Raw genomic sequence first — 20,141 nt, forward strand, 5'->3', positions numbered from 1 at the left:
CAACAACAACAGCAGATCAAATGATAGCATTAGATGCAACAACAGGTGAATATGTAATAACAAATCCATATTTAGCAACATTACCAGCTAATACAGAAGTAGAAATTAACTTTGATTATACTGTTACTGATTCAGAAGGTGTAAGTGATAGTTCTACGGCTGGTATTTTAATCACTAGTGAAAATGTAGATAAAGTATCTGCATCTTTAGATGATGAAGGAACTTTAGTTCTTGGAGAAGAAAAAGAAATTGATATGTCAAGTTTATTATCAAATATCACTTCAAATATTAATGTAGCTGATATTGATTCAATTGATTTATCAAGCAATGAACATATTCTTTCAAATCTTACAATTACAGATTTCCAAGAGATGGTTTCTGATACTACTTCAAATACACTTGCTATCAAAGGTGAAAATAATGATATCATAAAATTAGATCCTGCAATTTGGTTAAAAGACACAACAGATACAGACACAAATTCAGTTGTTGATAATGCAGATGATAATTTTGTTTCTTACAAAGCTACAGGAACAGATGCTCAAGTATTGACATTACTTATTGATAAAGATATTATTGTTCAAGACATATAACAAAGGGGTAAAGATTTTTCTTTACCCTTTTTAAATAGGATGAATTTTGCTATCAAAACTTTTTAAAAACTTTAAAAAAAAAGATTTTAACTTAGAAGATTTTTACACTACAGATTTACACTCACATTTGATTCCTGCTATTGACGATGGTGTTAAAAGTTTGGATGAGAGTATTGCTATTATCAAAAATATGAAAGACTTAGGCTACAAAAAGATTATCACAACTCCACATATTATGAGTCATAGATTTCCTAATACAAAAGATACTATTTATCCAGGTTTTGAACTTGTGAAAAATGAACTTTCAAAACAAAATATTGATATAGAGTTTGAAGTTGCAGCTGAGTATTATTTTGATGAGTATTTTATTGAAAAGATTAGAGAAAAGGATCTTCTTACTATTGGAGATAACTATGTATTATTTGAGTTGTCTTATACTTCTACTCCATTTGGTTTAGAGCAGGTTGTTTTTGAACTTTTACAAAATGGCTATAAACCAATTTTAGCTCATCCTGAGAGATATACTTATTATTCTAATTCTTTAGAAAAGTATCATGCTCTAAAAGATTTGGGTCTTTTTTTCCAGATAAATCTAAACTCTTTACATAAGTTTTATGGTGCGAAACCAAAGCTTGCTGCTGAGTTTTTAGTAAATAATTCTCTTGTAGATTTTGTTGGAAGTGATATTCATGCTATGAAGTATTTTGATTCTTTAAAAAGTTTTATGCAAGGTGGAAAGTTAAGTGAAGTTTTTGAGAAAAATCAAATAAAAAATTCTTTTATTTGATTTTCTCTTTTTAGTTTTTATCTATTTTTGTAGTATTTACCGTTTCCATAACCATAACCATAGCTAACACCGTAACCATAACCATACTTATCACCGATTTCAACACCATTTAAGATCATTCCAACGTGATTGTGTGAATGTTCTTTGCTTAGTCTATCTAGGTTTCTAATAAACTCTTTTCTAGTATAATTTGCTCTTACAATAGTAAATGTAATATCTGAATAATTCATAAGAATAAGTGCATCTGTTACAAGTCCAACAGGTGGTGTATCCATGATAATATAATCATAAGATTTTTTTAACTCTTCTAATAAATTCTTCATAGCATCTGTTAAAATAAGTTCAGAAGGATTTGGAGGTAAAACACCTGTAGTTATTACATCAACATTTTTTGAGTTTGTTTTTTTGATAACTTCTTCTAAACTATTTTGATGAGTAAGATAGTTACTCATACCTATATTATTTGGCAATCCAAACTCTTTGTGAACACTTGCTTTTCTTAAGTCTAAGTCTAAAACAATAACTCTTTTATCACTTTGACCTATTATTTCAGCTAATTTTGCTGTAACTGTTGTTTTTCCTTCTCCTGAAACTGATGAAGTTATTGAGATAACTCTACTTTTTTCATTTTGTGGTAAAAACTGCAAGTTTGTTCTTATCGATCTAAATGCTTCTAGGAAAATATTAGATGTTTTTTTGTTTTTATTTAACGGAACTACACCATATATAGGCATTGAACTATATTTTTCTATCTCTTCTGTATTTTTAATAGTGTGATTTAAAAACTCTCTTAAAAAGGCATAAGCAAGTCCCACAATAATACCTAATATCATACCAACTAGAACTATAAGTATTCTTTTTGGTTTTATAGGTTTATTGAAATTTAAAGCTTGATCTAAAATTCTTCCATTTGAAATAGTAGAAGATTTTAAAATAGCTGTTTCAGCTCTTTTTTCTAGTAAAAATGAATAAACTTTTTCATTTACATTGAAGTGTCTTGTAAGTCTTGTCAAATCTCTTTCTTGTTTTGGTAAAGTTTCTAATGAACCTTTAAATTTCACAATCAAGGCATTTAAAGAAGATTTTCTTTGGCTTAATTGACTTAAATTGTTTTTCAAAGAAGCGATGATTTGTCTTCTTAGAGATGAAATAGTTTTAGTAAGCTTTTGAACTTCTGGATGTAACTCTGTATAATCTAAAAGAAAAGTATCTTTTTGAGAAGATAATTCATGTAAGTTTTTAACCAAACTTGCAAGAACTGGATCTGCAAAAGTGATAGAACCTACTGTTAGTCCTGATAGATTTTGGTTGTTTGAGATGTATTGATATAGATTACTCATGATATTTTCTTCTATATTCAGCTCTTGAATTTTTGTTTCATATTCTACTAGTTGTTGTGAAACATTTTTTGCTTTATCTGATAAGCTTATTACGTCATTTGATTCTTTATACGACTCTAGGTCTGATTCTGAAACTTTTAGTTTGGCATTTATCTCATCAAGTTGATTATCTATAAATGTTAAAGATAGGTTTGCAACTTCTGATTTTCTTTGAATTTCTTGTTCTAAATATGCTTTAAATAAACTATTTAATAAATCAGCAGCTCTTAGTGAAACACCATCTTCAATAGATACTTGAAGTATAGATGATAGTTCAGATACTTGACTTACTGATAAAGCATCAAAATAAACATTTGAAGCTATACTTGGATGAACAAAAGAGAAACTATACTCTTCATTTTCAAGTGGAGATAGTTTTGTGATCTCTATAGTGAACCACTCAGTTGAAATCTCTTCGTTGTATTTATGAACTTTATCATAAGAAATCATTTCATAGTCTTCAAGTGGTTGAACACCAAGAAGAGCTAGGATACCTCTTTTTGAGTATTTTGAGATAGGTTTTATTTCAAGTCTAAATGACTCATCATCAATAGGAGTTAAAATAAAGTTTGTTCCATAGATATTATCTTCTAACACTTTATCGATTACTATAAATGGAGAGTTTTTATAGTACTCTCTTTGTCTATAGTTTTTTATTGTAAAGTATCTTGTTCCTAAATTTAAGTTTTTTACTGCTTGATCTTGTAGAGATTTTGATTTGAAAATTTCTATTTGATTTTCCACATTTACTGTTCCACCTGAAAAAGCTTGTTTTAGTGCATCATCTGCATTGAAACTTTTTGTATCTTCTTGTAGTTCAATAGTTGCAAAAGATGAATAAACACTTGGTTTAGTATATGCAAATACAGCAGCACCGAGTGTGAATATTATCGCAAATAATGCGATAATATACTTGTATTTCATAATAGTCTTAAATAAATCGGCTAAATCGATTTCGTCATTTTGTATTTGGTTATTCATAGGCCTACTCATAATCATACAAAATTTGTTTTCTTTGTACAAATGGATTTAAGATACTAGATACCATATCAAAGAATGGCATGATCTCTTCAAACGCCTTATTATAACCTTTTAGATTTCTAGGTTGCACATAGATGATGTCGTTAGGTCTTAGTAATAAACTAGAGTCATTTAGTGCTACGATATTTGCTAAGTCTATAGTTCTAACATTTGGATTTCGCAAGTCCCCTCGGATGATCTTTACATTGTCTCTTGCTGCAAGATCTGTTAAGTCTCCACTTTGTGCTATTGCTTCAACTACGTTCATAGTACCATTTGTTACAGATACTACTCCTGGTTTTTTTACCTCTCCGATTACTATTACCCTTTGGTTTTTTATCTCTGTTTTTACATAAGGATTTTTGATGTAAAGTTTGTATTGTTCTATTAGTTTAGCTGTTGCTTCATCTTCTGTTAGACCTACAACTTCAACTGTTCCTATAAGAGGTAGTCTTACAGTTCCTTTTTGTGTAACAAGAAGTCCTATATCGTCACCTTTCGCAGTTAGGTTATTGTCTGTTCTACTTGTAAGGATAGAAGTCATTTGTTGAGAGCCTTGCCCTGACTGTACATAAACTGTGATAGATAGCCTGTCATTTGGCGCTATCTTATTCTCATATTGTACTTCACTTTCGTACTCTGGAAGTGATATTTTTGTTAGGTTTTCACCTTTTTTCGTTTCTGTTTGAAAAAGCTTGTAATCTTTTGTCGAACAAGCACTAAATAAAAACATACTTAGTAGTACTAGAGAATTTAGTATTATTTTTTTCATTCGCTCCCTTTGGATTTAGATAAATTTAATAGACATATAATAACACATTCTATTATAAAATATCAAGCTACATATGTATAAATATTGCAATTTGGTGACAAGATTCCAAAAATAATAAACTGTATAATTTTTAATATATTTTTAAGAATATAAGTTAAAAAATTATGCTAAAATGACACTATATAAATATAGGAGATTCTTAAATGAAAAATAACGAATTAGAAAAAGTGAATTCAAGAAGAAGCTTTATGAAAAAAGCTGCATATGCAGTTCCAACAGTAATAGCTATTAGTCAACTAACAAGTCCGATGACAGCGCAGGCTGCATCAAAAATTACAGGTAATGCTGAAACAAACCCTACTAATACTGCTGCTGGTACAGATAGAGGTGATGCTTACAATCTTTTCGGTAGAAGATAACAAAAAAATATTCAATGTTGCTGTATGACTATCAAATATTTTTTGATAAAATAGACTCAAATCAGCCAAAATCAAAAATCCTAAAAGAGTCAAAAGCTCTTTTAGTTGATAACTCTCATATACTACTTTTTTCTAATAATCAAAATAGAAAAGTAGCTATCACAAGTGATAAAGCATTTACTCCCGATCAAACAAATCAAAACATAAATTTTTTAGTAGAAGATGTAGTTACTTTTTCAGTAAAAAAAGGTGAAAATACTATTTTCTATAGATTGTATAAAGAAGGTACTCAAGAGCTTGCTTTGTACTGGCTTAGTCATACTTTTTTACCTATACTGTTTACTATAGAAGAGATATACTATTTTTTACATGCAGGGGCTGTTCTTATAGAGTCTAAACCTGTTTTATTTGTGGCGGATTCTTTTGGGGGGAAGTCCACTATGACTGATTTTTTTATAAAAAAAGGTCATACTATGATTTCAGATGATAAAGTAGCTGTTTATGAAGATAATAAAAATATCATGGCTGTACCTTCATATCCTTATCATAGACCATATAGAAAGGTAGAAGATCTAGGTTATTCTGTGGAAAACTTTGCAAAAGAGCCAAAAGTAATGCATGCTATTTTCAATCTAGTAAAAGCAGATGAAAAAGATGAGATAAAAATCGAAGAAGTTCTAGGAGTGGAAAAGTTTAGAATTCTTAAGTTTTCTACAGAAGTAGAGCTTCACCTAAACAATAAATCAAGATTTGAAATGCTTTCAAAAATAGCAAATAATGTAAAACTATACAATATCTTCGTACCATGGGATATAAATAGACTAGAAGAAGTTTATCAAACAATCGTTAGTTTCATAAAAAAGGATAAATAAATGAATATCAAATCAAAAGTTACAATATCAAAAAATGTATTTGCACAAGAAATAGATGATGAAACTATAATCTTAGATTCGACAACTCAAGAGTACTTTTCACTAAATGAAATAGGAAAAGTTATTTGGTCTTTGTTATCAGAAAATAAAAACCTAGAACAAATAAAAGAAGAAATGCTAGAAATGTATGAAGTTCCAGAAGAACAGCTTGAAAAAGATGTTTTAAACTTCCTTCAAGCCTTAGAACAAAAGGGATTAATCAGTATTGATTAATCTCTTTTTTGATTGTATTAAGTCACTAAAATAAAATTCACATAAAACTATATCTAGATGTTTTATTTCCATATCTTATCCTCATTAGAGTCTTTCCATTCTTCAATAAGATTTGCACTATGATTTGAAAAAGTCTTAATTTCTAGATAGTCTTCATTTATAGTTTTGATTGTAGATTCTTCTACTTTCTCTTCTATTATAGAAACTTCATTTTTTGGTAGGTTCTGTAAAAAATATATAACTTTATCAAAAACTTTATCTTCAATATGTAATTTTATAGTATGCATAAATATTCCTTTATTGATAATAGCCATTAGTTTGAAACTTGACTTTGTAAAATAATAGCTTAACTTGAGTTTATTTATTCTTTTATAAAGATGTTTTAAACTTCCTTCAAGCCTTAGAACAAAAGGGATTAATCAGTATTGATTAATCTCTTTTAAAATCATCGCTGATTCTTACGATATCATCTTCTCCCGTATATTCTCCAACTTGTGCTTCTATTAAAACTACTGGAATTTTTCCTTCATTTTCTAGTCTATGAAGTTCTCCCATTTTGATATATGTGCTTTCATTTGGTCTTACATATTTTTTCTCATCACCTACTGTTACGGTTGCAGTTCCACTTACTACTATCCAGTGTTCATTTCTATGGAAGTGTTTTTGTAAAGATAGACGTTTACCTGGTTTTACTTCTATTCTTTTGATTTTATATCCATCTGCTTCTTCTAAAACTGTATATGTTCCCCATGGTCTATGACCTGTTAAATGGATATTGTGTAGTTCTGATGTTTTTCGAACTTCTTCTACTACTTTTTTTACTTTTTGAGAAGAGCCTTTTTTTGAGATCAAAATAGCATCACCTGTATCAACTATAATACAATCTTCCATATCTACAGTTGCTATTACTCTATCTTTTCCATATATTAGATTGTTTTTACTATCTATTGAAATATGTTTATCATTTAGAGTATTTCCATTTTCATCTTTTGGAAGTTCTTCATAAAGAGCATCGAAGCTTCCCACATCACTCCAAGCGATATCTGATGGAATTACTTTAACTATATCAGATTTTTCCATTACAGCGTAATCTATAGACTCATCTGGAATAGCTTCCATATGAGAATGTTGAATTCTCAATGTTGAATTATCAATTTTTTTATTATCAAATGCAGTTTTACAAGTGTTATATATCTCAGCAGAGTATTTTTCTAACTCATCTAGAAATACACCTGCTTTAAAACAAAACATTCCAGAGTTCCATAGGTATTTTAATGGTAAATTTTGAATGCTTAATTTTGTATTTTCATCAATATAACTTTGTGCTAATTCAAGATTTGGTTTTTCTTTAAAACATTCAACATTCATCATTAAAGATTCATCATTTTCAAGCTTCGCTTGAATATACCCAAATCCAGTTTCTGCAAATGTAGGAGTTATTCCAAAAGTAACTAGTTTATTATCCTTTGCAAACTCTTTTGCTTTTTTTAAAACTTTTTCATACTCTTTTTCATCTTTGATTAGATGATCAGATGGAGTTACTAAAACTATCTCATCATAATCTAGCTGCATACAAGCAAGTGCGATAGCTGGAGCTGTATTTCTTCCAACAGGTTCTAGTAGATATTTATTATTTGTTTTTCCTAGATCTTCTAGTTGATCTAATGCTAGAAAATACTGCTCTGTATTTGAAACTATAAATTGTGATTTACAAACTTTTGAGTTTCTTTCAACTGTAAGCTGAAATAATGACTTATCGTCAAATAGCTTTACAAACTGTTTTGGCATCAGACTTCTGCTGATTGGCCATAGTCTTGTACCACTTCCACCGCATAGGATTATGTTTGTCATTTGTTATTCCTTTTATGATACTTGCTAATAAATTTTAGTATTATTTATAATATATTATGTTAGTATCCGTATTATATTTTAATAATAATTAATATTAGGAATAAGTTATAAATAATCTAGACAAGTTAGTAAATGACAATATCATTCTCATAATCGAATGTTGTAAAATAGAACAAAACTCTAAGCTAATAGAAGAAAAAGTATCTTATATAAAAGATTGGGATGAGTTTATATCTACAGCTTATTCTCATGGAGTTTTTCCTTTAGTATATCTTACACTTAAAAAATATGAAGATAAAATCCCATCAACTATATTAAACCATATGAAATCGATATATATGAATATAGTAAAACAAAATATGCTTATGACTAGTGAACTTATAAAAGTACTAAAATTATTAGAAGAAAATGATATAGAAGCTATACCTTTTAAGGGGCCTATTCTTTCTGAATTGGCTTATGGTGATGTAATTTCTAGGCAATATGTTGATTTGGATATTTTGATTAAAGAAAAAGATTTAGAAAAAGTTTATGATTTATTAGTTTGCAATAATTTTAATTCTATGGTAAAAAAAGAATTTATTAATAATAAATTGTTTTTAGAAAAAAATAGTGATATTACATTTGTAAATGAAAATAATGGAATAAATATAGAAATACATTGGAAACTATTTAGAACAAAATTTTCATCAAAATTGAATAATGAAAATTTCTTTGATGGTAAACATAAAATAAAAATTAATAACGATGATATTAATGTTTTTAATGCTGAAATATTATTGGTATATTTATGCATGCATGGTTCAAAACATAAATGGGAAAGAATAGAATGGATAAGTGATATAGATAAACTTTTGAGCAAAGAACAAAATATTAACTGGAAAGTAGTTCTTGAAATTGCTAAATCATCTAGCTGTTTAAAAATGTTGTATTTAGGCTTATATATAAGTTATTTACTATTTGATACTTCTATTTCAAATATAAATGGTAAAGAGTTAGAAAAACAAACTTATAAAAATATGATAAATCATATTTTTAAAGAAATAACAAATATAAATAATCTTAGAGCAGAAACAGATAAAAACCTTGATTCAATAAAATTTCATTATCATTTAAATGAAACTTTTTTTGAAAAAATAAAATTCTTAAAAAAGACTTTTCTAGAAATATCTGATAATGATACAAAAAATTTCAATTCTAATAATATACTCTTTCACTATATAATAAAATTAAAAAGACTTTTTAAAAAGTATCTCTAATATTTTTATGAAAAAAATATTTATAATAATAGTTTTATTCTTAACTTTTATATTTAATTTAGGAAAGATATTAGATTTAACCACAGAACCTATAACATCAGATATTATAGTAGTTTTTGGAGGTGCAAAATATTGGAGGATTGTTAAAGGATTAAATTTATATTTACAAAATTATTCTACAACTAACAAAATAATACTTCCTAATAAGGAATATTCAAAATTAGTTCTAAAAGAAGGCTTTTCATATGATTTTATAATAAAAAATAATATTATTAAATCGAATATTTTGTATTTAAATCATGTTTCAAATACAATGGAAGAATTATTAGAAATAAAAAAATATTTAAAAGAAAACAATTTAAATAAAGTAATTTTTATAAGTCATCCGACACATTCTTTGAGAATTAAACTTTTAGCAAATATTATTGCAGATTATGAAAAAGATAATATCCAAATAAATTTTGTTTCAGCTGATGATACAAAGGTGTGGAATAAACAATATTACTTTTTAGAATGGCAGTCGATTAAGTTGGTATTTTTAGAGTTAATAAAAATACCATATAATCTTATAAAATATACTATATTTTTATAATTTCCCAAGTTTGAGTAAAATTAAGAATTTAACTAAATTAAGTTGTCTTCCTATTCTTGTAGGTTCTTTTAAAAGTCTATAAAGCCATTCACAATGATAATCTAAGAAAATCTTTGGAGCACGTTTCTTATATCCACCATAGATATCAAAACTACCACCAAGACCCATGTAAAGTGCTGGATGTACTTTGATTAGCTCATCCATCAAAAACTCTTGTCTTGGAGTTCCTTGTGCTACATACACAACATCTGGTTTTAGATTTTTTAATTTTTCTTTTAATTCTTTTTTTTGATCTTCATTTATAAAACCATTTTGATAACCTAATATATTTATATTTGGATATTCTTGTTTTAATTTTTTTACAGTATTTTCAATAACTTCAGTAGTTGTACCAATAAGATAAAATGATTTTTCATTTTGGTATTTATTTATTATATCAAGCCAAAATTCACTTCCAGGTATTTTATTAGCTTTTAATCCCTTTTGCTTTAGTGCCATAACCGCACCAACTCCATCTGGATAACCTATATTTTTATTTATTATATTTTTAAGTTTTTTATCTTCTTTTAGTATTTTTTCAGCATTTATAGCTACAAGAATATTTTTTTTATCATTTATATAATCTAAAAATTCATCTTTTGAAGTAAAAGAATTTATTTTAAGTCCATTAACTATTGCATTATTTTTTATCATTGGTAAACTCCAAAAAGTAGTAAGAAAAAGAATAGAACATCCAAGCCTGCGCCCATCTCATATATGGTATTTTAGATGATTTGGATGGTTTTAATTGATAATAAAAATATCCTTTTTCATCTTGCATGTTATTTATAGTCCAATTAAGTACTTTATCTACTAATTCTTTATTATTTTTAAGTTGATTAAGTTTATATAAAGTAGCTATAAATTGAGCTGGTGCATGAACATCAATAGGATATGTTTTATTATCATAGTATTTAGGTGTCCCATCTTCTAAAAAGAAATTATTAAGATAATATTTTAACCCTTTTTCAATTACAACATTAAAACTATCGTCTCCTGTATATTTTTGATAATCATAGATACATTCTAAGTTATATCCCGTATGGAAGCTATCTACCCAATCTTGTATTTTTAATTCACCATAAATCCAAGCCCCATCTTCTCTTTGTGTATTAGCACAAGCAGTAACTGAATCTTTAGCAATTTTTAGTAATGTTTCTTCTTTCGTATAGCTATAAACTCTTGCTAGAAGTTTACTTCCTAATAAAGATGCGTTATAAACTCTTGTATTATCATAAGGAGAATATGAAAAAATAAAACCTTCTTTTTTTGTAGTTCTATTTAAGTCATTGATAATAAATTTAGTACTACTAATAGCAGTATTTAAATATTTCTCTTCTTTTGTAATATCATATGCATCAAGTAAAGCTGAAGAAATAAATGATGTTGCTACAACAGTAGGTGTAGTTTTAGGTAAGAAAAATGCTCTTGATTGCCAATCAAAATTATATCCCCAACATGAACCCGAGTACCCTTTTGATTGTAGTTCAATTAATTTATCGGCTAGAAAAATTATATGATTTAAATATTCTTCTTTTTTTTCTACTTTGTATAGGTTACAATAAGCAGTTAAAAAAAGACCTAATCCTTTTGGATTGTATTCTTTATCTATCAAAAATAGATTTCTTAAGTTGATAGGATTCCTTTTAAATAGTTGTATCCAAGCTAATCTAAAAAATTGAACTTTATTTAAATATAAAGCATTGAATACTTTACTATTTAATCCATCATATGGATCCCAACCTTTGAAATTTTCTTTTTCACAATATTTTTTTAGTTTATCGAAGCTATTTAACATTTATTACCTTTTCAATTTCTATATAAATTCTTTCAGCAACTACAGTATTTAGTAGTTTTTCATTTGCATAATTAAAATTAAATTTTGAGAAATTGGATATTTTGTTTTTATCTTTTATTAAAGATTCTAAACTATTAGTTAATGCAATTACATTGTTAGGTTCTATTAAATATCCCATTTCCTCATTTCTGAAAAATTCTTTTAGTCCACCCATATTAGTAGTTATCACAGGCATTCCAAAAGCCATTGCTTCTAGTATAGAAGTAGGCAATCCTTCTCCATAAAATGTTGGAAATGCATAAATATGACATTTTGTAAATAAATCAATTTTTTCTTTTCCCTCAACTCTTCCTAATACATGTATTTTTGAATTATTTTTTGATATTTTTTTTACTTCATCTAAATCTTCACCATCACCAGCAATAAAAAGTTCTATATTATAATTATTAGCTAGTTTATTAAAAGCTTCAATTGTTTCAAAAATTCCTTTTTCCTTAATCATTCTTGCTAGAAATAGTATTTTAAATGTTTTTGTACTATTTATATCTTCTAGTTTTTCTTCAAAATTAAAATTTTCTATTAAACCACTATCTACGTTTGTTGTTTCAATAATAATCTCACCTTTATATCCCCATTCCTCTAATTTTAATTTAAAATCTTTTGATAAAACAAAAATCTTTTTTGCCTTAGCAAAACTATTTAAAAAAAAATTTTGATATTTTTCTGTTACTTTTTTCTCGAAATGTAAATTCCAACCATGGAAAAATACTACAAAAGGAATGTTTTTACTAATTAGTTGTTTAGCAAAAAAACCATCTCTAAAAAAACTATTAAATCCTAAAGACGGATTTAAAAAAACTAATGAACTATTATTAACTTCTTTTCTAAATTTTAATTGTTCATTTATCATAGCAAAAGGATTTTTTCCATTTCCTCCTACTTGAAAAGTAGTTATATTAAATTTTTTATTCTTTTTTAATCTAGGCAATAATGAATTCCAATAAGAAGCTACTCCACCTGAAATATGAAGTTTTGGAGTTATAATAAGTATATTTTTATTCATTTACTTTTTCTCCTTCATATTATTATAAATTCCGAGATATTTATTAGTAATTGTATTTATGCCAAAGATACTTTCCCCAAAAGTTGATATTTCTTTTCTATCTATACTTAATAACTTCTCAAGTATAGAAGAATTGATATTTGTAAGTTCTACTATTTGCCCATATTTTGTTTGTCTTATAATATTAGTAACAATCGCCATAGAATTATTTGCAATAATTGGTAGCCCACAGCATAAATATTCGCTAAATTTAATTGGTGAAGCAACATTATTTACAATATCATTATTGCGTATTATTATTCCAATATCAGCTGCATTTAGATAATCTGATACTACAGTATAGTCAACAAATTTACTAATTATATTTTTATTCAAATATTCTTTTTTAGTTAACATAAGTACTTTAAATCCTCTATCTATAAGAGTATTTACAATTGCATCATCATTTTGCCAAGCTTGACTAGAACCACTAGAAAATACGAATAAAATATCATTATCTGTTAATCCAAGTTCTTTTCTTATTTTATGTCTTTTATTTTCATTAAAAGTAAATGATTTACCTGATATTGTTGGAATAACAGATATATTAGAATTTTGAATTTTATAAGTATCTATTATATACTTTTTTAATTCTTCAGTTACTGCGTTGAAATATTTAACATTTTTCAATTTGTATTGCATTAGATTCTTAAATTGAAACAATTTTAAGAATTTAAGAATATTATTCATTTTTCCATAATATTTTACTTCTTCATAAACTGATCCTCTTATATCAACTAAAAGATTAGGATCTTCTTTATGCTTTTTTAAATAAGAAGAATAAGTTAAAGTACCTAAAAACTCTGTTCGAGTATGAATGATGTAATTACTATTAATGCCAATTAAATTAAATATATTCGATAATGAAACTTCTGTTAAATAATTAAAAAAAGGATATATAGGATAAGTTTTAAAATAAAATACATTTATATGTTTATTTAAACCTTTGATATTTTCATCAAAAGGAAGGTTTTTTAGTCCAATTAATAATGTTATACCTTCAAAATATTTTGTTTCTTCAATAGAATTTAGAAGTTCTACAACTTGAGAGAAAAAAACTGGATTTATACCTTCTGTTATATATAATAATTTCATAATTAATTCCTTTTATTTTATTACTTTGATTGCTGGATTAAGTGTATAACCATTTAAGTATTTTTTACCTCTGGTTGATTCTTGTTGAATATGTATATCAGAGTAACCATTTTGCTTAATGTTAAATAAAATTGGCGTTAAATAATAAAAAGGTTTTAATGTCATCTCATCTTTTTTTTGAGAGTTTTTTAATATTACACTATATTCATTTGTAAAGATAATTCCATACATGAAGACATTAATTAATATAAATCTAAACCCGAGCATTATTAATAATACATTTTGATATAAAGATATCTCTTTAAATGTAATTAATGATTTATAAATAATAAATGATCCAAATAATAATGCAGCTAAACTATATCTTTCATATAAAGATTTATAGCTAAGAAAAAATAAAACAATACCAATTAAAATTAGACAAAATTTAATGATATTATTATTTTTAAATGTATCAATTTTTAATAATTTAATCCCTAAATAGTAGATAATAAATATTGGGATTACTTCTGTAAATCTCTGCATATAATCAAATGCATTTAAAGACCCATCTGCCCATTTACTTTCACCTAATACATAACTTTCAGCTAAATTAAAAAATCTAAAATTATTTAGAAAAGATAATTTAAAAATTAATGAAATTATAGTGTTAGAAAATATACCTAAAAATAACATTAAAATAGGATACCAATAAGAGTAAATAAATTTCATTTTAAAGAAATATATACATAAATATATGAATACAAATAAAATACTAGAAGGATGAATACTAATAGATATATAGCTTAGTAGAATAAATAAAATTAGTTTAGAAATTCTTTTATATTTGTTTAAATCATCAACATATAGAAAAAGTAAAAATATACTAGTTGCAAAATAAAATCTATTTAAATCCATTATATCTCTATATATTATAGAAAAAATTGTAAATAAAAAAATATAAATAATCTTGTAATTCTCATTAATTATATTTTTATAATGATTAGAAATTATAAGCCAAATATACAGTGAAAAAAATGTACATAAAAGAATATAATACATATAATCAATATCAAAAATTTTTTTTAAAATAAATGGAATCAAATTATATAATCTAATTTCATTATATCCATATTTCTCATCTGATATTGCAAAGGTTGCATAATAATTGGAAGATGTATCATACATGAGTGGAAAGTATATAAATATTATTGATAAACTAAGTGCTAAAATCAACATACTAACTTTTCTGTTTATTAAAAATTGATACATAGTAAAAACCAAACTGATTATTGGATTTATGCAAAAGAAAAGGTATTGAAGAATAATGCTAATTGATATTTGTTTTTTATTCATTTATTAATTCCTTGAATATATTTTAAATTTGAAAATAAATATAGTATTGAAAAAGTTAAAATATATATTATTGATTGAAAATAAATATTAACATTGATTAAAAATGTAACTGTAGATATTCCTAATACAATTAAACAAATTATCAGAATTTTAAATAATGGGAAAAAGAATTCTTTAAAAGTAGCTTTACAAAGTTTCTTTATGATGAAATGCCACATTGGAACGAGAGTTAATACTATTGTAAAAAATAAACTATAAGCAACACCAATATTCAACCAAATACTTCCAATATAAATTGATAATGGAAAAATACAAAACATCACAACATTCCACCAAAATTCTATTTTTACTTTTCCTGTCGCCATTACTAAAGAACCAATAGGATTGCCTACTGATCTAACCATAAAGTATAATGATAATATTTGAAATATAGGTATTGATTGGCTCCATTCTTTTCCTAATAAAATTATTACAATAGGTTCAGCTAAAACGAAACTCAATAAATATATTGGAAAATTAACCAAAGATATATAATGGACTGTTTTTAAATATGTATCTTTCAATAAAACTATATTATCTTGTAACTTTGATAAGATAGGAAAAGTTATTCTTGTCACTATTGGATTAATTATTTGACTTGGTCTCATAGCTAATTGTTTAACAATGGAATATACACCTAATGATTCAGCTCCTAATAATTTACCTATTAAAATTACATCAAATTGAGAATTAAAGTAATTTAAAGTTGATTGTCCTGTTTGATAGGCTCCGAAATTTAAATATTTTTTTATCTCAATAAAAGAAAATAAGAATTTAGGTTTATGTATTTTTATGCCAAGAATGAAAAATAAGAAACTACTTATACTAATACTTGTTAAGCTAGCTATTATCAATGTATAAACTCCATAATTAAAATACGCGAGAATAACTGCTACAAGTAAACTAAAAAAAGCAGAAAGAATTTCAATTTTTGCAATAATATTAAAATTTAATTCTTTTTGGAATAGAATCTTAAATTGATTTCCAAATGACTGTATAACAAAACTAAATGACAATATTATTAATAATTCTTTTAATCTTGGTTCATTATAAAAATTACTAATTAGAGGTGAGATTATTAGAATTAAAATAAATAAAGAAATACCGATAATAATATTTAACCAATATAAACTAGATAATTGTAATTCATTATTCTCTTTATGATGTATAATTGCATTACTTATCCCTAAATCAGCGAATATTTTTATAAAGCCAATTACAACAGTTAATATTGCCATTAATCCAAAATCTTGTGAAGATAAAAATCTTGCTAAAATTGATATTTGGAGTATTTGAAAAATTGCAATTACTATACTTGAAAATGATGTCCATTTTAAACCATTAAGAACATTTTTTTTTATATTCATATTAAGATTTATTTATTATTTTTTTATATAAAGATTCAAGTGTTATATTATGATTGTTCATCTCAAATTCATTTTTTATAACATCTCTATTTATATCTAATTCTTTCCAAGAAAGTATTTTTTCCATTTTTAATGCATATGTATCAATATCTTTTTCTTCAATTAAATATCCATTTACATTGTCTTTAATTAATTCAGGTATTCCAGAATGAATAGTACTTAAAATAGGAAGTTTCATTGCCATCGCTTCCATAATTGCAGTAGGTATTCCTTCTTGATCACCATTTGATGCTGTTATGCTATGATGTACAAATACATCAGCTTCCATCATTAATTTTATAGCTTCATCTGGTGTAACAAATCCTGTAAATTCTACATAATTATTTAAATCTAAGTCATTGACTAAATTCTGTAAAACTTTTTTTCTTTCACCATCCCCTGTTAGAATAAGTTTGAAATCTTCTTTAACTTGCTTTTCTAGAAATTTTGAAAAAGCTTTTATTGTATATTCATGCCCTTTTTTTTCTACTAATGAAGAAACTTGCAGAAAAATAAATTTATCTTTATTTTTTGTACTCTTTTTAATGTCAAATTTTGATAAATTTATTCCACAATGTAAAATTTGATCATTCTTTATTTTTATGTTTACTTTCTCTAGATTTTTTTTTAAGTAATGTGCTACAAAAACTGGATAAATATTATTTCTAGATAGTACTTCCTTCAACCTTTTTACATAAGATTTTTTTCTCAAAGCTGAACTGGCATCATATCCATGAAAATGTATAACTATAGGAATATCTTTATTATTAATATTATCAATAATTTTTAGCGCTTCTTTCCCAAAATGACAATGAATAATATCTGGACTAATTCTTTCAACTAAACTGTTTAATTCTTTTTTAAAATTTTCATCTTTATATCTTAATGATATATCTAGTCTATCAAGAATTTTTGATATAAGTGAATTTTTAAATGGTAGTTTGACAACATTATCAAAAGTAAATATACCTGAATCTTTTTTTACAATACATGCAAAAGTTAAATTATGCCTCTCTGTTAAATATTCAATTTCATTATTAATAAATGTTGTAGTATTCCCTCCAAAAGCATCAGCATACATCAATATATTCATACTATTTATTAACCCCACAAAAATCAATCACATCTTTACCAAATATTCTTATACCTTTAAACTCTTTATGAGCTACAAGATATACTATAATATCAGCATCATTTATAGCTGTTTCAAAGTTGATTATCTCAAAACTTTTATGAGATTTTAGATTTGGCTCAACTGCAAGTACATCAAGTCCTTGAGATATCAAAGATTTTGTTATATAAACAGCTGGTGATTCTCTTAAGTCATCAATATCAGGTTTAAACGCAAGTCCCATGCAAGCTACTTTTGCTTTTCTTCCATTTTCAGCTTCAAACTTTAGAGCTGCATTTTTTATTTTTTCAATTGACCATTCTGTTTTGTATGTATTTACTTCTCTTGCTGTTCTTATGATTTTTGCATCATCTCCACCTGCATGAACGATAAACCATGGATCAACAGCGATACAATGTCCACCAACACCAGCACCTGGTTGTAGTACATTTACTCTTGGGTGTCTATTTGTTAGTTTGATTAATTCCCATACATCTATACCAAATTTATCACAAAGAATTGATAACTCATTTGCAAATGCAATATTTGTATCTCTAAATGAGTTTTCAGTTAGTTTTGCCATTTCAGCTGTTCTTGCATCTGTTGATAAAACTGCACCACTTACAAATGTTTTATAAAACTCTACTGTTTTTTCAGTAGCCTCAGGAGTAAGACCACCTACGATTCTATCATTTTCTACAAGTTCTCTCATGATATGACCAGGTAGTACTCTCTCAGGACAATGAGCGATAAACAGTTTTGAAGTATCAACACCTTGTTCTTTTAGTGTCTCACCAACTAAATCAGTAGTTCCCACAGGTGAAGTTGATTCAAGTATCACTATATCACCTTCTTTTACAAATGGAGCTATAGCTTTTGTAGCAGACACTACATAATCTACATTTGGTACATAACCTTCATGAAAAGGAGTAGGAACAGCTATGATAAAAACATCTGCAATATCTGGAGTTAAACTAGCTTTTAGATTTCCACTATTAACAGCAGCTCTTACAAAAGTATCTAAATCAGGCTCTACGATATGTATTTTTCCTTGATTGATTATATCAACTGTAGATGCAACAACATCAACTCCATGTACACTATATCCTCTATTTGCAAGTAATGCAGCTGTTGGTAGACCTATATATCCAAGTCCTATTACACATATTTTTTTTGTTTGATTCATATTATTTTGCTTCCTTTATAAAATTTACAATCCTATCACAAGCCCTACCATCACCATAAGGATTATGAGCTTTTGACATCGTGTTATATTCTTTTTCATCATCTAAAAGTTTTTGAGCTTCTTCTATGATAGCTTGAGGATTTGTTCCAACTAATTTTACAGTTCCAGCTTCTACTGCTTCTGGTCTTTCTGTTGTATCTCTCATTACAAGTACTGGTTTTCCTAGAGATGGAGCTTCTTCTTGTACTCCACCTGAGTCTGTTATTATAAAATATGATTTATTCATCATATAGATAAAGCTTTCATATTGAAGTGGATTTATTAGATATACATTTGGAGTATTTGAAAGTATTTCATTTACTGGTTTTTGTACATTTGGATTTAAGTGTACTGGATAAACTATATCAATATCAGGATTATTAGTAGCAAGAGTTTTTAGAGCTTCACAGATATTTATAAATCCTTGTCCAAAGTTTTCTCTTCTATGTCCTGTTACTAGAATGATTTTTTTATCATCTTGTAGTTTGTATTCACTATTTATATTAGCAATAATTTTATTTTTTAATTCACTACTATTTTCTATTTTATCTAATGCTAAAAATAGTGCATCAATAACTGTATTACCAGTTACAATAATATTTTTAGGATCTTTATTCTCTTTTAAAAGATTATTTTGGCTAGTTGTAGTTGGAGCGAAATGATAGTTTGCTAATACACCTGTTATTTGTCTATTAGCTTCTTCAGGCCAAGGACTATACATATCACCAGTTCTAAGACCTGCTTCAACGTGACCTACTTTTATTTTATTATAAAAAGCTGCTAATGAAGAAGCACTTGTAGTTGTAGTATCACCATGAACTAAAACAACATCAGGAGTAAAATCATTTAAAACATCTTTTAAACCTAATAATACATTTGAAGTAACATCAAATAAATCTTGACCAGGTTTCATAATATTCAAATCATAATCAGGTTTAATATCAAACATATCAAGAACTTGATCTAACATTTCTCTATGTTGTGCTGTTACACATACTTTTGAAATAATACTTTCTTCTTTTTCGAAAGCTTTTACTAATGGAGCCATTTTTATGGCTTCTGGTCGTGTTCCGAATACTAGTAGAACTTTTTTCATTGCTATTTTCCCTCTTTAAATTATTTGGATTGTAACTAAATTACTATTAAAGTTATATTTCATTTATTTATATTTTAT

At 26.2% G+C, this 20,141-nt stretch carries 20 protein-coding genes; 7 read left to right on the plus strand and 13 right to left on the minus strand.

Annotated elements, in window-relative coordinates:
* The coding region (locus ABVS04_RS05180; protein WP_368029607.1) for a hypothetical protein at positions 1-593 on the plus strand (593 nt) is incomplete at its 5' end.
* Positions 594-639: 46 nt separating this feature from the next.
* Positions 640-1,380, plus strand: coding sequence for a tyrosine-protein phosphatase (locus ABVS04_RS05185; RefSeq protein WP_368029608.1), 741 nt, complete (start codon positions 640-642; stop codon positions 1,378-1,380).
* 17 nt (positions 1,381-1,397) lie between these two features.
* On the opposite strand, the gene ABVS04_RS05190 is transcribed toward ABVS04_RS05185, so the two are convergent.
* Together ABVS04_RS05190 and ABVS04_RS05195 are read right to left on the minus strand one after the other, a co-directional pair.
* A complete protein-coding gene (locus ABVS04_RS05190) occupies positions 1,398-3,740 on the minus strand; it encodes a GumC family protein (RefSeq protein WP_368029609.1) in 2,343 nt (780 codons plus the stop codon).
* A gap of 4 nt (positions 3,741-3,744) precedes the next feature.
* Positions 3,745-4,551: a polysaccharide biosynthesis/export family protein gene (locus ABVS04_RS05195; protein ID WP_368029610.1), complete on the minus strand. Its 807-nt coding sequence runs from the start codon at positions 4,549-4,551 to the stop codon at positions 3,745-3,747.
* Positions 4,552-4,754: 203 nt separating this feature from the next.
* Between ABVS04_RS05195 and ABVS04_RS05200 the strand changes: the two genes are divergently transcribed.
* From ABVS04_RS05200 to ABVS04_RS05210, 3 genes are read left to right on the plus strand one after another with little or no spacing between them, the layout of a single operon-like run.
* Positions 4,755-4,970 (plus strand): hypothetical protein, encoded by a 216-nt coding sequence (locus ABVS04_RS05200; RefSeq protein WP_368029611.1) that lies wholly within the window; start codon positions 4,755-4,757, stop codon positions 4,968-4,970.
* 14 nt (positions 4,971-4,984) lie between these two features.
* Positions 4,985-5,842 (plus strand): hypothetical protein, encoded by an 858-nt coding sequence (locus ABVS04_RS05205; protein WP_368029612.1) that lies wholly within the window; start codon positions 4,985-4,987, stop codon positions 5,840-5,842.
* Entirely contained in the window at positions 5,843-6,115 is a 273-nt protein-coding gene (locus ABVS04_RS05210) for a PqqD family protein (protein WP_368029613.1), read from the plus strand. It abuts the gene before it with no gap.
* 62 nt (positions 6,116-6,177) lie between these two features.
* Here the strand turns inward: ABVS04_RS05210 and ABVS04_RS05215 are convergent, their stop codons facing one another.
* Positions 6,178-6,402, minus strand: a complete 225-nt coding sequence (locus tag ABVS04_RS05215) for a hypothetical protein (protein ID WP_368029614.1) — start codon at positions 6,400-6,402, stop codon at positions 6,178-6,180.
* Between the two features lie 142 nt (positions 6,403-6,544).
* Positions 6,545-7,966, minus strand: a complete 1,422-nt coding sequence (locus tag ABVS04_RS05220; protein ID WP_368029615.1) for a mannose-1-phosphate guanylyltransferase/mannose-6-phosphate isomerase — start codon at positions 7,964-7,966, stop codon at positions 6,545-6,547.
* A gap of 209 nt (positions 7,967-8,175) precedes the next feature.
* Between ABVS04_RS05220 and ABVS04_RS05225 the strand changes: the two genes are divergently transcribed.
* Positions 8,176-9,225 carry a nucleotidyltransferase family protein gene (locus tag ABVS04_RS05225; RefSeq protein ID WP_368029742.1) on the plus strand — a complete coding sequence of 350 codons (1,050 nt, stop codon included), beginning with the start codon at positions 8,176-8,178 and terminating at the stop codon, positions 9,223-9,225.
* A 7-nt stretch (positions 9,226-9,232) separates the two neighbouring features.
* Positions 9,233-9,817 carry a YdcF family protein gene (locus ABVS04_RS05230; protein WP_368029616.1) on the plus strand — a complete coding sequence of 195 codons (585 nt, stop codon included), beginning with the start codon at positions 9,233-9,235 and terminating at the stop codon, positions 9,815-9,817.
* Here ABVS04_RS05230 and ABVS04_RS05235 read toward each other — a convergent pair.
* From ABVS04_RS05235 to wecB, 9 genes are all read right to left on the minus strand, one after another.
* A complete protein-coding gene (locus tag ABVS04_RS05235) occupies positions 9,812-10,510 on the minus strand; it encodes a WecB/TagA/CpsF family glycosyltransferase (RefSeq protein WP_368029617.1) in 699 nt (232 codons plus the stop codon). The genes ABVS04_RS05230 and ABVS04_RS05235 overlap by 6 nt on opposite strands.
* On the minus strand, positions 10,497-11,654 hold the full coding sequence (locus ABVS04_RS05240; RefSeq protein WP_368029618.1) for a hypothetical protein: 1,158 nt from the start codon (positions 11,652-11,654) through the stop codon (positions 10,497-10,499). The genes ABVS04_RS05235 and ABVS04_RS05240 overlap by 14 nt, the downstream gene beginning before the upstream one ends.
* Positions 11,644-12,717: a glycosyltransferase family 4 protein gene (locus ABVS04_RS05245; RefSeq protein WP_368029619.1), complete on the minus strand. Its 1,074-nt coding sequence runs from the start codon at positions 12,715-12,717 to the stop codon at positions 11,644-11,646. Before ABVS04_RS05245 ends, ABVS04_RS05240 begins: the two co-directional genes overlap by 11 nt.
* On the minus strand, positions 12,718-13,851 hold the full coding sequence (locus ABVS04_RS05250) for a glycosyltransferase (protein WP_368029620.1): 1,134 nt from the start codon (positions 13,849-13,851) through the stop codon (positions 12,718-12,720).
* A 12-nt stretch (positions 13,852-13,863) separates the two neighbouring features.
* A complete protein-coding gene (locus ABVS04_RS05255; protein WP_368029621.1) occupies positions 13,864-14,748 on the minus strand; it encodes a hypothetical protein in 885 nt (294 codons plus the stop codon).
* Between the two features lie 434 nt (positions 14,749-15,182).
* A complete protein-coding gene (locus ABVS04_RS05260) occupies positions 15,183-16,592 on the minus strand; it encodes an MOP flippase family protein (protein WP_368029622.1) in 1,410 nt (469 codons plus the stop codon).
* 1 nt (position 16,593) lies between these two features.
* Complete coding sequence (locus tag ABVS04_RS05265) at positions 16,594-17,724, minus strand: glycosyltransferase (RefSeq protein ID WP_368029623.1); 1,131 nt, start codon at positions 17,722-17,724, stop codon at positions 16,594-16,596.
* 1 nt (position 17,725) lies between these two features.
* The gene (wecC, locus tag ABVS04_RS05270) at positions 17,726-18,928 is read right to left on the minus strand and encodes a UDP-N-acetyl-D-mannosamine dehydrogenase (RefSeq protein ID WP_368029624.1); all 1,203 of its coding nucleotides are present in this window, start codon (positions 18,926-18,928) and stop codon (positions 17,726-17,728) included.
* 1 nt (position 18,929) lies between these two features.
* Positions 18,930-20,063 carry a non-hydrolyzing UDP-N-acetylglucosamine 2-epimerase gene (wecB, locus tag ABVS04_RS05275; RefSeq protein WP_368029625.1) on the minus strand — a complete coding sequence of 378 codons (1,134 nt, stop codon included), beginning with the start codon at positions 20,061-20,063 and terminating at the stop codon, positions 18,930-18,932.
* Between the last annotated feature and the right edge of the window lie 78 nt (positions 20,064-20,141).

The sequence above is a fragment of the Arcobacter sp. s6 genome, assembly GCF_040884245.1.
GTDB lineage: Bacteria > Campylobacterota > Campylobacteria > Campylobacterales > Arcobacteraceae > Aliarcobacter.